10 protein-coding genes are annotated in these 12,573 nt (G+C 68.0%); 7 read left to right on the forward strand and 3 right to left on the reverse strand.

The genetic code is table 11. From position 1 onward, the window contains the following. Window positions 1-76 precede the first annotated feature (76 nt). From QNO08_RS03235 to QNO08_RS03250, 4 genes are all read left to right on the forward strand, one after another. Window positions 77-1,816: a DUF7937 domain-containing protein gene (locus tag QNO08_RS03235; protein WP_229964480.1), complete on the forward strand. Its 1,740-nt coding sequence runs from the start codon at window positions 77-79 to the stop codon at window positions 1,814-1,816. A gap of 158 nt (window positions 1,817-1,974) precedes the next feature. Then, on the forward strand, window positions 1,975-2,883 hold the full coding sequence (locus QNO08_RS03240) for an SGNH/GDSL hydrolase family protein (protein ID WP_229965023.1): 909 nt from the start codon (window positions 1,975-1,977) through the stop codon (window positions 2,881-2,883). Window positions 2,884-3,080: 197 nt separating this feature from the next. Next, window positions 3,081-5,288 carry a zinc ribbon domain-containing protein gene (locus QNO08_RS03245; RefSeq protein ID WP_229964482.1) on the forward strand — a complete coding sequence of 736 codons (2,208 nt, stop codon included), beginning with the start codon at window positions 3,081-3,083 and terminating at the stop codon, window positions 5,286-5,288. 80 nt (window positions 5,289-5,368) lie between these two features. Beyond that, window positions 5,369-6,334, forward strand: a complete 966-nt coding sequence (locus QNO08_RS03250) for a D-2-hydroxyacid dehydrogenase (RefSeq protein WP_229964483.1) — start codon at window positions 5,369-5,371, stop codon at window positions 6,332-6,334. A gap of 1 nt (window position 6,335) precedes the next feature. On the opposite strand, the gene QNO08_RS03255 is transcribed toward QNO08_RS03250, so the two are convergent. Further along, entirely contained in the window at window positions 6,336-6,917 is a 582-nt protein-coding gene (locus QNO08_RS03255; RefSeq protein ID WP_229964484.1) for a hypothetical protein, read from the reverse strand. Window positions 6,918-7,129: 212 nt separating this feature from the next. On the opposite strand from QNO08_RS03255, the gene QNO08_RS03260 reads away from it, so the two are divergent. Then, entirely contained in the window at window positions 7,130-8,356 is a 1,227-nt protein-coding gene (locus QNO08_RS03260) for an NAD(P)/FAD-dependent oxidoreductase (RefSeq protein ID WP_331461749.1), read from the forward strand. Between the two features lie 21 nt (window positions 8,357-8,377). On the opposite strand, the gene QNO08_RS03265 is transcribed toward QNO08_RS03260, so the two are convergent. Beyond that, on the reverse strand, window positions 8,378-9,256 hold the full coding sequence (locus QNO08_RS03265) for a helix-turn-helix domain-containing protein (RefSeq protein WP_229964485.1): 879 nt from the start codon (window positions 9,254-9,256) through the stop codon (window positions 8,378-8,380). 93 nt (window positions 9,257-9,349) lie between these two features. Here QNO08_RS03265 and QNO08_RS03270 point away from each other — a divergent pair, with 93 nt between their 5' ends. Next, window positions 9,350-9,886 carry a TIGR03086 family metal-binding protein gene (locus tag QNO08_RS03270; RefSeq protein WP_229964486.1) on the forward strand — a complete coding sequence of 179 codons (537 nt, stop codon included), beginning with the start codon at window positions 9,350-9,352 and terminating at the stop codon, window positions 9,884-9,886. 71 nt (window positions 9,887-9,957) lie between these two features. On the opposite strand, the gene QNO08_RS03275 is transcribed toward QNO08_RS03270, so the two are convergent. Next, window positions 9,958-11,154: an ROK family protein gene (locus QNO08_RS03275; RefSeq protein WP_229964487.1), complete on the reverse strand. Its 1,197-nt coding sequence runs from the start codon at window positions 11,152-11,154 to the stop codon at window positions 9,958-9,960. Between the two features lie 205 nt (window positions 11,155-11,359). Between QNO08_RS03275 and xylA the strand changes: the two genes are divergently transcribed. Then, window positions 11,360-12,541: a xylose isomerase gene (gene xylA, locus QNO08_RS03280; protein WP_231712013.1), complete on the forward strand. Its 1,182-nt coding sequence runs from the start codon at window positions 11,360-11,362 to the stop codon at window positions 12,539-12,541. Window positions 12,542-12,573 lie beyond the last annotated feature (32 nt).

Below are 12,573 nucleotides of genomic sequence, written 5' to 3' on the forward strand. Positions count from 1 at the left end.
GACGGCGGCCTACTCCCGAGGCGTTCCGGCCTCCGGGAACCACGCCCCCGAAGCCCAGCGGCAGCATGAGTTTGCGATGTCCGGTGCCTCCGCGCCGGCCAACGTATCCGCGCCGGCCGCCTCTGCGCCGGCCAGGACCCGCAGCGCTTTTGCCGGCATTCCGGTGAGCGACTATGTGCGCGACGGCGTGGCCGCCCTGGCCCTGATCATGTCCCTGTTCATGGTGTGGACCTACGGCACCGGAGGAGACTGGGTTCCCTCCAAGGCCGCCACTCGGGTGGACGTCATCCTGATTACGCTGATCAGCCTGCTGTCCCTGGGGCTGACCTATGTGTGGCGCGCGGGGGTCTTCGGACCCAAGGTGGGCTACCGCAAAATCCAGGACCTGAAGCTGCTGGCCAACCTGCCGTATGCCCTGCTGGTACTGGTTTATGTTGTCCTGCATCTGGTCACCGCGGGCCGCTACGAGGCGGGCAGTGTTGCCACGCTGGGCCCGGCGGTGGCGTTCGGTCTTGGCGGCGCACTCTTGGCAGCTCAGCCGCGGCGCGGAGAAATTGCGCCCGGCAATGTGGACGAGCCACGGAACCGTCGCTGGATTTACATCACCCTGGGTATTGCCGGACTGGCCGCTGTGGTGGCCCTGGTGCAGATCATCCGCTACTGGGTGGCCTTCAGCGACACCAATGCTGCAGCCTTCGCCGGCTGGGGAACGCTCACCACTCTGATGGCGCTGGCCAGCCCGGCCCTGCTGGTGTTCATCGCCGTACAGGTTCACAAGCGGTCCGACCGCTGGCGCACCGTCGGCGTTGCCCTGGCCATCGGTGCCGGTTTCCTCTCGCTGCTGGCACTGTTTGAGGACCTGACCCTGCTGACCTTGGCCTTGAACGCCCTCAGCCCCGGCTTCTCCCTGCTCTTCTGGATGGCATTTGGCGCCGCCGTTTCCGCGCCGTCGATCGCCCGGCTGACCGGGGACTCCGCGGTTGCACCGACGGATCCCCGCACTGCCCTGCAGCCGTTCCTGACGGTGGCCGCCGGATTGAGCGCTGTCCTCGCCCTGGGCGCGGTCATCAGCGTGATCACGCACGTGGCGGCTGATTATTCCGACGGCTTGGTGCCGCAGGTAATTGCCCTGTTCTTCGGCCTGCTTCTGACCGCGGGAGCCATTGCGGCTAAGCGCCTTACGGCCAAGGACGCACGCCTCGCCTACATTGTCCCCAGCGGCTACGCAGGACTGCTGTTTGTGCTGGGCCTGGTGCTCGTGATCGTCTGGGCGGTGCAGGAGCAGGGCTACTTTGGCCCGATCATCATGCTCCTGACCTTCGTGGTGCCGGCTGCCATCCTGGCTACTCTCTGGTTGCCGGCCGCCTCGCGGGCGCACTTCCGGTCCCTGCCGTCGTCGAACGGCTCCGGTGCCTCCGGCTTCGCCTTTGCCGGTACTCCCGCCACTCCCGGTGCTGCCGGCGCTGTCCAGCCGGTCCAGCCGGCGACGGCGACGGCGAAGGCCGAATCGGCCGAACCCGGAATTGCCGAGCAGGCAGCGGCCCGACACGAAACGGCAGCAGAAACGGCCGCAACGGATGCGGCATCGAACTCAGCTCCGGCAGCTGCCCGGGCGGCCGCCGTCGTTCAGCAGCCTGTGCTTGCCGAAGCAGCCAACCCGGCAACTCCGTTGGCGCGGCTGCAGGAAATCGTTGCCAACCATCCCGAGGCCCGAGCGGTGGTGGCGGCCAATCCGTCGACTTACCCGGCGCTGCTGACGTGGCTCGGGCAGCTGGGCGATCCCGCCGTTGATCAGGCGATTCGCCAGCGCAGCTAATGAGGCGGTTGGCGGCCGGCGTGCTGTCGCTGGCGGTGGCGGGGATATTCTTGGCGGGCTGCTCGCCTGCTCCTGCCTCCGACGACAGCACGCCGTCCGCTGCCTCCCCGGCGCCGTCGCGCTCCAGCGTGAGTGCGAGGGATCCGGACTTGCCCGCCATGCCGCCGACCCCGGCGCCGTCCGCCGTCGTGGACGATGCTGGCGAACGCCTGGGAGCGCTCGTCGGGGACGCCGGCAGGCCCGCGGAAGTGGCCCTGCTCGGCGACTCCTTTGCCGCCGGTGAAGGCGCAGGCTCCTATCAGTCGGTGCGCGGTGTGGCGGACAGCCTCTGCCACCGCAGCGCCGATGCCCTGCTGGCCGACGCGGCCGGGACTCCGCCATCGCCCTCGGGGACCGCAATCCTCCACAACCTTGCCTGCTCCCGGGCGCGGATGTCTTCCGTGACCGCGGCGCAGGCTGTGGAGGGGCACGGACCGGAGGGCGTGCCCGCGCAGCTGGAGCAGCTGGCCGGAATCCGGGCGGACCTGGTGCTGCTGTCGATCGGTGGAAATGACCTGGGCTTCGCCGGCCTGCTGCAGGCCTGCGTGGTGGACACCGAGCCCTGCGGCCAGGATCCGGCCCTGCGGGAGACCACCCGGCAGCAGTTGCTCCAGCTGCAGGCTCCGCTCACTGACGTGTACCGCACATTGGGCGCAGCAACGCCGGCTCCGGTGCTGGTCCTGCCGTATCCGCGGCTTTTCGACGCCGGGGCAGAGGACTGCGGAAGGCTTACGTCCACTGAACTGGCATTCGGCCTGGAGATCACCGACGCATTGAACAGCACCATCGAGCGCTCGGTGCAGGCGGCGAACCTGCCGAACGTGCGGTATGTGAATGCCCTGGAGGACTCGTTCGCCGGGCGGGGAGCCTGCAGCCCGGATCCGCTGGTGAATACTGCCCGGTTCGGTCCGCTTCTGAACGCCGCGACCTCGGTGCCGGCGTCCCAGGAGGTGCTGCATCCAACGCAGGAGGGGTACCGGGTTTTGACCCGTGACCTGCTTCGGTGGCTGGAGGAAAACCCGATGTAAACGGTGAAGGAACACCCGATGAAAAAAGAGGCAGGGGCCAGCGGGGCTGGGGGAATTGCGCCGCCTGAGTTGCCGCGCAGCACTGCCTTTCTTTGCGCTAGGCCCGAATGGGCGATGTTAGAATTCCACAACAATCGAGTTGTCATTTCCGGCATTCTCACGGAGAATGCCGGATCTGACTATGGGGGAACAAAAGAATGACTTACTGCATGTCCTGCGGCACCAAACTAGAACCGGAATGGCAATTCTGTGCCAACTGCCGCCATCCCGTCAGCGAAAGCGGGGATCAGCAGGGCACAACGGACACTGCCACGGCTGCGGGCGCTGCAGGCGCCCCAGCCTCGCCGGCTGCCGCTGACCCGACCGGCAGGGCGACGACGCCGGCTGCCGCTAATGCGACCGGCCCCGCGGCCAGTCCCGCGGCCGGCCCGGAGACCGCCCCGGTTCCCCCCAACGGTGCAACGCCGATTACCGAAACCGGCGGCCGCGGGCCGCAGGATCCGTCAGGCCCCGGTGGATCCGGTGGATCAGGCGGCGACGGGACCGGCGGTCCCGACGGCCCCGCAACACCCCGCAAGAAAACCAACCGCAAGGCCATCATCATCTCGACCATCGCCGTCGTACTGGTGGTGGTGGGCGTGGGAGCCTTCCTCTTCATCCAGAACATGCTGCGCGGCGGCGCGGGCTCACCCGAGAAGGTCGCCGAGAACCTGATCGAATCCATCGAGACCAAGGACGCCATCGGCCTGGTCACCATGGTGGCGCCGGCGGAGCGAGATACCCTGCAGCGGCTGCAGGAAGGCGTCATGGAGAAGGTCGAGGAGTTCGGCATCCTCGAAGCCGCCGACAAGGTTGGAGAAGACACCGGGGAAACCGACACCGAGGTCAACTTCGACGGCATCACCGTGACGTTTGAAAACGTCGAACCGGAAATCGAAGAGGTCGATGACCAGCTGGCCGTGCTGAAGTTCACCTCCGGCACGGTCCGTGTCCAGGTCGATCCCGAGCAGACCACGGGAGCCATCCGGTCCGGATTGGAGGCGGCGGACGAAATGGAACCGATCGATGAGACCACCGATCTCGCCGACGTCGGATCAGAAGACAAACCGCTGCTGATGGCCGCCGTGAAGGACAACGGGCGCTGGTATCTCAGCCCGCTCTACACCGGCCTGGAAATGGTCACGCAGTACACCGACACCGCCCGCGGCACCCTGCCCGAGGGCACCGACGGCAGCGGTTCGCCGGCGGAAGCCGCGCAGTCCCTGATCGGGGCCGTGCCGGGCATCCTGCAGAGCGGTAAGTTCACTGACCTGGGCAACTACCTCAGCAGCTATGAGGGCAACGCCGTTCATTACTACGGCGGCGCGCTGAACGAACAGATGGAAGGCGGCATCAACGTCGACATCGAGATGACCGCCAATTCCTTCCAGGACGCGGAGGAGGACGGCGACCGGGGCCTCGCCACCGTGGAAAACCTGGAGGTGGACGTGGAAGGCGACACCATGCGCCTGACCTCGGACTGCATTGAGCTCGGGGGGTCGGACGAAGTCTGCCGCGGCAAGTCCGGCTACGTCATGCACGGCGAAGCCGACGGCGAATCCGTCATGCGTGCGCTCCCGCCGCTGAGCCTGTCCAGCATCAAGGAGGACGGCAAGTGGAAGGTCAGCCTGATGGACACCAGCACCGACTGGGTCCTGCAGTGGCTGGATACCATCACCCGCGAGCAGGCTCTGGCGATGCTGGATCTGGCCCGCAGCGAAGATGCCGCGGGAACCATGGTGCTCGGCGAGGAAGCGGACGTGAAGTTCAACTCGGCCGGCTATGCGGTCATGAGCCTGGAAGTGGACGAAGCGACCCAGCTGGACAGCACTGACGAGTACAGCAGTTTCACCGTCTATTCCGCGGACGGCAAGGAAGAGATCACCAGTTCCGGGGACTACCAGCCGGAGGAAACCCCTGCCGGCGAGTACAAGGTTGTCGTTTTCGCCGGTGACGAATGGGCCGACGAGTTCGCCGGCCAGGGCAACGACGTGGAGTATTCCAGCACAATGACGTTCGACGGCGTCGTTGAGCCGCCGACGATCAACGGTCTTCCCGGCGAAGACTACGGCTACCTCAGCGTTGACGGCTACCCCGGCTCCTCCGAGGAGTTAAGCCTTGAGGTTCCCAAGGGCAACAACGTTGACCTCGTCATCACTGCCATGGGCAGCTACGCGGAATGGGACAAGCCCGGCACCCTCGTGCTGACGCTGGACGGCAAGGACTACACGGTGCCGGTGGGCAACGACGAGGAAGAACTCGTCATCCCCTACCCCGACGGCGCTGAGGAGCTGGTGCTGAAGCTCGAACTGAAGAAGGGCGGAGGCAGCGGCAGCGAAGTCGATTACAAAATCAGCTTCAAGTAACCCGGCTGAATAGACAGCACACCGAAAACCGGCCGGCGCCCCTGGCGCCGGCCGGTTTTTTCTGCCCGTAGGCTGAGGGCATGAATCCTCAGCCCGTGATTGCCGTCCTTGCCGGAAACCGTCCCCTCGTGGGACTGGAGGAGCTTCAGCGGCAGGCGGAGGTCCGGGTGACCGACAACGCCGGGCTGCCCGAGGCCCTGGCCGGCGCGGACATCCTCTACCTCTGGGACTACTTCGCCGACGGCGTCCGGCAGGCCTGGCCGGCCGCGGACTCCCTGCGCTGGATCCATGCTCCCGCCGCCGGCGTGGACAAGCTGCTGTTCCCCGAGCTGGTGGCCTCCGACGTCGTGCTCACCAACGCCCGCGGCGTCTTTGACCGGCCCATGGCCGAGCACGTGCTGGCAGCTATGTTCCATTTCGCCAAGGACTTCGGCCGCGCCTCCGCCCAGCAGCAGCGGCGCCAATGGCGCCAGTACGCAACCACCGACCTGGCCGGATGCTCCGTGCTGGTGGCGGGGACCGGCAGCATCGGCCGCTGCACGGCGCGGCTGCTGGCCGCCGTCGGACTGCGCGTGGACGGGATGGGCCGCACCGCCCGCAGCGGAGACGCGGACTTCGGCACCATTCACGCCAGCACTGATTTTGCCGCCGTGGCCGGCGCCTACGACTACATCGTGCTCGCGGCACCGCTCACCCCGGAGACCCGGGGCATGCTCGGCCGGGACGTCCTCGCCGCCCTGAAACCGACGGCGGTGCTCATCAACGTGGGCCGCGGCGCCCTGGCGGACGAGGCGGCGCTGGAGGATGCCCTGCGCAGCGGGAGCCTGGCCGGAGCGGCGTTGGACGTGTTTGAGACCGAGCCGCTGCCGCCGAGCAGCGGGCTTTGGGAACTGGACAACGTGCTGGTTACCCCGCACCTGTCCGGGGATTCCCGGAAGCAGCTGCCGGAGCTGGCACGGCAGTTCGCCGAGAACCTGGCGGCCTGGAAGGCCGGGCGGCCGCTCGCGAACGTGGTGGACAAGCAGCTGGGCTTCGTTCCCGCGTGAGTCAGTCGCCGTCGATGTCTTCGTCGGCGTAGAGATCGTGGCTGTTGCCGTAGCTGGGGTCGAGGGGGGATCGGAGCATCTGGTGGTCCTCGGGATGCTCGATGCAGGGCGTCGCGGCGAGCATGACGATCGTGTCCGGAACCAGCTCGCCCCGCTCATAGCGGACCGTCACACCGAGGGCGTTCTTCTCGAAGTGCAGCTCCCGTGCCATGCCGTTTACTTCCTCGGGGAGGGAACGCTCTGAGGTTACGGCCCAGCCGTCAGCCTCGAACGGAATCCGGAGCGCGTCCAATGCGTTGTTCGCCGTTTGCGGGTTGTCCGGAAAGCCGCTGAGTTGGCCGAACCATCTGGTCTTGGTGTGCTCTTCGTCGCTTTTGGATGCAAGGCAGGAGTCCTCCCGCAGGATGTCCAGGTCGAGGTCCAGGAACGGTGCCGCTTTCTCCTGCAGGGCCGGGAGCAGGTCCTCGAAGGAGCCCTGCGCGGCGTTGAATTCCTCCGGGGACAGCGCCTGGCTGTCCGACCCCGCGCAGCCTGCCAGCATGGCTGCTGCCAGCACCGCGCCGGCAACCATCCGAAACTTCATTCTTCATCCCCCCGGCAGTGACCGACCTCCGTCGAGTATGGCATGCGGTACTGCATGCACCCGTTGGGCAGGGCTGCCCCTGGGCTGGGCCATGCCGGCTACCCGTTGACCCGGACCCTGCCCCGGCCCAGACTGGGGAACCCGGCTGCCCAGGCGCAGGAATGCTGCGCAGGGTTCCGCCGGCCAAAGTCAACGTGCGAAGGAAGTGCGGCGTGAAGGCTGTCCGTGTGCACCGCCAGGGTGAGGAACCGCAGATCGACGAGGTACCGGCACGTGAAATCGCGGGTCCTGGCGGATCCGGCCGGCACGTGGCAGTGCTGGGCGCCGGAATCCTGGGGGTCTCCGCTGCGGTGCAGCTGCTGCGCGGCGGCGCCCGGGTCACTTTGGTGACGGAGGGGCATCCGGCCAGCGGGGCATCGGGGCGGTCGCTGTCCTGGCTGAACTCCGGCGGCGACTATCCGCCGGACTACCATCAGCTGCGGCTGGCCGGTATCGACCGCTACCGCACCCTGCTGGCCCGGAATCCCGACATCGACTGGCTCCGCTTCGACGGCGGCGTGTCCTGGGAGGAGGGCCCGGCGCTTGCCTCGCGGTACGAGGCCCAGCAGGCCAAGGCGTACGACGCGCGGCTGGTTTCCGGCGCGGAGATCGCCGGCATGGTTCCGGGCCTGGACCGCGCGGCACTGCCGTCCACGGTGCTGTTCAACCCGGGGGAGGGGTGGGTGGACCTTCCGCATTTGATCCGGCAGCTGCTGCGCGAATTCGCGCTCCGCGGCGGAACCCTGGTGACCGCTGCCGGGCCCACCGCTGTAGCGGCCGAGGGAGGGACCGCCGTCGGGCTCCGGACCGGGACGGGGACCCTGTACCCGGCCGACGCCGTCCTGGTCGCCGCCGGTGCCGGCACTCCGGCGATCCTGCGGCCGCTCGGCCTTGACCTGCTGGACGGCTCGGAGCCGGCGCTGCTGGTGGTGACCGAGCCCAAGGCGCACGGACTGCGGGCGGTGCTGAACACGCCGCGGGTTTCCCTCCGGCCCCATCCCGGGTCCCGGCTGGCGCTGGACGCCGCCTGGTGCCTGGATCAGATCACGCAGCACGACGACGGCGGCTGGGCCGTGGACCCGCAGGTGGCCCAGGAGCTCGCGGACGAAGCCTCCGCGCTGCTGGCCGGACATCCCCGGCTGGTGCCGCAGAGCTGGCGGATCGGGCTGAAGCCGGTGCCGGGCGACGGGCTGCCCGCCCTGGGGCCGGTTCCCGGTGTGCCCGGCTGCTTCGTGGCGTTCACGCATTCCGGAGCGACGCTGGGGCTGATCGCCGGGGAACTGCTGGCCGGGGAAATCCTCACCGGGCGTCCGCATCCGGTGCTGGCGCCGTTCCGGCCCGAGCGGCTGCTTCGTCCCGCATCCGCGGTGTCGGCAGGGCCCGGCCTGGCCGGAGGATGACCGCTGCGGCACGGTGACGGACTACGGGCCGGTGCTGCTGCTGCGCGGTCGTGCCAGTGCCGCAAACTCACGGGGCGTCCACCCCGTGGCCCGGCGGAAATCGCGGGAGAAATGGGCCTGGTCCGCGTAGCCGAGCCGCGAAGCGAGGTCGCCGAGCGACCCGTCGGAGAGGCGCAGCACAGCGCAGGCTTCCTGCAGCCGGCGCTGCCGGATGAGCCAGAGCGGGCTGACACCCAGGAACCGTGCGCACAGCCGCTGCAGCGTCCGCTCACGCAGCCCGAAAACTTCGCAGAGGGACCGCACGGAGGTGATTGCGGCGTCGTGCTCCACGCGTGCGACCAGCCGGTCGATCAAGAGTGCGGCCCCGGCCGGCCGAGGAAGTGCCGCGAAGCGTTCCTCGATGAGCCGGCGTGCCGCGGCGTGTGCTGACGGCAGGGCCGGATCGGGGCTCATCCGGTCCCGGATGAGGGGCACCAGATCCGCCAGCAGGGGGATGGCCTCCAGTTCGGTATGCCGGTTCGTCAGGCCGGCAATTTCTTCCGCCAGTACCGCGCGGCCGGTGCTCGGAGTGAGCATGACGCCGAATGCCCACCCGGTGCCTGCCAGTGGCACCCGGGCCGCCGTCGTAGTCGGGCCCACCAGCCGCGCGTATCCGGCGGTGATGCTGAGCAGACACACCGGATAGGTGAGGATCCGCTGTTCGCGGACTTCACCGCGGGGTACGTGCCACACGGGAATCCAGAACGCGCGGAGCCACCGGCCCGACGGCGGCGCGGGAGCGTAGCGGTGGATTGTGAAGGATTTGTCGCTCGGGCTGCTGAGGTGGCCCCTGCCGATTTCGCTCATTGCGTCGTTGTCGAACACCTGCCTGCTTCCGTCCGTGCTGTCGGATTTGTTCAAGACACCGCCGTCCGGGCCGGCTTACCGTGAACGCAGACCGCAGGATCCAGCAGAACCGGTACCGATCCGAAACCCACTATCCAAGGAGCGATCATGACAACATCTCTGGACCTCTGGCGCAAGAACGCCGAGCCGTTTGGCTCACTCGTTTCCCGTGCCACGAACTGGGACGCTCCGACGCCCTGCGAGGGGTGGACCGCACGAGACCTCGTGGAGCACGTGGTCTCCACCGAACGGGATTTCCTGAAGCAGCACGGGCTGGCCGGTCCGGTGGTGGACACTGCCAATCCGGAGAGGCAGTGGCTGGAGCATGAACGCTTTGTCGCCGAGCTGCTGGCAGATCCGGCAGTCGCGGGCCGGGAGTTCGCCGGCTATTTCGGTCCCAGCACCATTGGAGAGACATTGCCGGGTTTTTACGGGGGTGACCTGATCGTGCACCGCTGGGATCTGGCCATCTCCCAGGGGGCCGACGCGGAACTCTCGGAGGAGGACTTGGACGCGGTGGACGCTGCGATGGACGGGTTCGGGGAGCAGGCCTACGGGCCCGGTTTGTTTGGGCCTCCCGTGCCGGTGCCCGACGACGCCGGTCACCAGCGCCGGGTGCTCGCCCGGACGGGACGCAGGTCCTGAAGGGGCAGCGGGTTACGGGAGCGAATGCTGCGGTGGGGCGGCCGGTGGCGAAAGCCGGCGGCCACCGCCGCTCAGCGGATGGCTGTCTGCGGCAACGCCCCCACCGACGCCGGATCGGCCAGCAGTCCGGCGAAGGCCAGCTCCGCGGCTCCGACCAGCAGCAGGTCGGAGCCCAGCGCGGCCCGGGAGATGGGAACCTCGCTGCCCAGCCCGCCGATGGCGCCGTCGGCGACGGCGGCTTCAAGCCGGCCGGGGGCGAAGGAGTGGAGCACGCCCAGGAATCCGCCCAGCACGATGATGCCCGGATTGAAGATGTTCACGAAATTGGTCAGGGCCACGGCCAGCAGATCCAGCTGCCGGTGGGTTTCGGCAATCAGCGCGGGGGAGGAGTCCTGCGCCATGGCGGCCTCCAGTTGGTCCTGGTCGGCGTGATCGAGCTGCAGCACCGCCAGCAGCCGGCCGAGGCTGACCTCGGTCTCCAGGCAGCCGCGCCGGCCGCAGTGGCACGCGGCGCCGCCGGGGTTCACCACGGTGTGGCCCAGCTCGCCGGCGTAACCGGCGGCGCCGCGCAGCGGAACACCGCCCACCACGGCGCCGCCGCCCACCCCGCTCGCGCTGCCGTTGAGGTAGACGACGTCGGACGCTCCCACCGCGGCGCCGAACAGGCTCTCCGCCAGGGATCCCAGGTTGGCGTCATTCGCGGCGCGGGCGGGCAGGCCCAGCCCGGCGGACAGCGCGGCGGCCAGCGGTTCCTGGGACCAGGCCAGGTGCGGGGCCAGCAGCACCGAGCCGTCGTGGTTGTTGACCAGCCCGGGAACAGCGGCCCCCACGCCGGCGAGCCGGGTCATGCCGGCCAGCTCGGATGACATGCCTTGAACCACTGCCCTGCTGATATTGACGGTATCGGCCACGGTGGGAGGGCTTCCGGCGTCGTACCGGACCCGGCGGTGAACCTTGCCGCCCAAACCCACCAGGCCCACGGTGACGGCATCGACGTCGGGATGCACGGCGATGGCCGCAACGTTCTCGTTCGCATGCACCAGGGGACTGGGCCGACCGACCCGTTTGAGCGGCTGCGGGTCCGTTTCATAGGCCAGCCCGAGCTCGCCCAGTTCGGCGGCGAGGGCTCCCACGGTGGAACGGTTGAAGCCGCACAGGCGGGTCAGATCCGCGCGTGAAAGCGGTCCCCGGCGGTGGAGCAGGGTCAGGATCCGGGAAAGGTTCTGCGCGCGGATGCTGTCGGTGCCCGGGGAGGTGCCAGCACTCATGTAACTGCCGTTTCTGCCGAAGTGGACGGTTTTCCAGCGTAACCCGGTCCCGGGAGGATGGCGGAATTTTGTTGTAAGGGATCCAATATCCGCCGACAGGCTCGCAATTCACCGCGGGAAGTTGCCGAAAACCGTTGACAGGCATCCGTTCCCGCCATATGTTGTGGATTACAACTAATGCCGGATTTTGGAGTGAACTGTGACAATGACGCCATCGCCATCCGACCGTTTTACCTTTGGCCTCTGGACCGTGGGCTGGACCGGAAATGATCCGTTCGGTGTTCCGACCCGCTCCGCGCTCGACCCGGTCGAAGGCCTGCACCGGCTCGCCGAGCTGGGCGCCTACGGGGTGACCTTCCACGACAACGACCTCATTCCGTTTGACGCCAGCTCTGCCGAACGCGGCCGAATCCTGAAGAACTTCACCACGGCGCTGGCGGAAACCGGCCTGAAGGTACCCATGGTCACTACCAACCTGTTCAGCCATCCGGTCTTCAAGGACGGCGGTTTCACCTCCAATGACCGCTCCGTCCGCCGCTTCGCCCTGCGCAAGGTCCTCGCCAACCTGGACCTGGCCGCGGAGATGGGTGCCGAAACATTTGTCATGTGGGGCGGCCGCGAAGGCGCCGAGTACGACGGATCCAAGGACTTCGCCGCGGCGTTTGACCGCATGAAGGAGGGCGTCGACACCGCTGCCGGCTACATCAAGGAAAAGGGCTACAACCTGCGCATCGCGCTGGAGCCCAAGCCGAACGAGCCCCGCGGGGACATCTTCCTGCCCACCATCGGGCATGCCCTGGCCTTCATCGGTCAGCTGGAGCACGGCGACATTGTGGGCCTGAACCCCGAGACGGGCCACGAACAGATGGCCGGGCTGAACTTCACGCACGGCATCGCCCAGGCACTGTGGTCCGGCAAGCTCTTCCACATCGACCTCAACGGCCAGAAGTCCATCAAGTATGACCAGGACCTGGTCTTCGGCCACGGCGACCTGACCAGCGCCTTCTTCACCGTGGACCTGCTGGAGAACGGCTTCCCCAACGGCGGCCCCACGTATGACGGCCCGCGGCACTTTGACTACAAGCCCTCCCGCACCGAGGGCTACGACGGCGTCTGGGCTTCGGCGGCCGCCAACATGTCCATGTACCTGCTGCTCAAGGAACGTGCCCGGGCCTTCCGCGCCGATCCCGAGGTCCAGGAAGCCCTGGCCGTATCAGGCGTCTTTGAACTGGGCCAGTCCACTCTGGACGCCGGGGAAAGCACCGCCGATTTCCTCGCCGACGCCGGGTCCTTCGAGAATTACGACGCCGACAAGGCCGGCGAGCGCGACTTCGGCTTCGTCCGGCTGAACCAGCTGGCGCTGGAACACCTGATGGGCGCCCGCTAAAGCGCACCGTCTTCTCCTGCCGCCGGGTCCGT

Origin of the sequence: Arthrobacter sp. zg-Y820 (assembly GCF_030142155.1) — a bacterium.
Classification (GTDB): domain Bacteria; phylum Actinomycetota; class Actinomycetes; order Actinomycetales; family Micrococcaceae; genus Arthrobacter_B.

What these genes read in the sequence shown, in the direction of transcription:
- QNO08_RS03270 (WP_229964486.1), top strand. Translation starts at nt 9,350, where the DNA reads ATGACAACATCTCTGGACCTCTGGCGCAAGAACGCCGAGCCGTTTGGC.
- QNO08_RS03275 (WP_229964487.1), bottom strand. Translation starts at nt 11,154, where the DNA reads ATGAGTGCTGGCACCTCCCCGGGCACCGACAGCATCCGCGCGCAGAAC.
- QNO08_RS03250 (WP_229964483.1), top strand. Translation starts at nt 5,369, where the DNA reads ATGAATCCTCAGCCCGTGATTGCCGTCCTTGCCGGAAACCGTCCCCTC.
- QNO08_RS03245 (WP_229964482.1), top strand. Translation starts at nt 3,081, where the DNA reads ATGACTTACTGCATGTCCTGCGGCACCAAACTAGAACCGGAATGGCAA.
- xylA (WP_231712013.1), top strand. Translation starts at nt 11,360, where the DNA reads ATGACGCCATCGCCATCCGACCGTTTTACCTTTGGCCTCTGGACCGTG.
- QNO08_RS03255 (WP_229964484.1), bottom strand. Translation starts at nt 6,917, where the DNA reads ATGAAGTTTCGGATGGTTGCCGGCGCGGTGCTGGCAGCAGCCATGCTG.
- QNO08_RS03240 (WP_229965023.1), top strand. Translation starts at nt 1,975, where the DNA reads ATGCCGCCGACCCCGGCGCCGTCCGCCGTCGTGGACGATGCTGGCGAA.
- QNO08_RS03235 (WP_229964480.1), top strand. Translation starts at nt 77, where the DNA reads ATGTCCGGTGCCTCCGCGCCGGCCAACGTATCCGCGCCGGCCGCCTCT.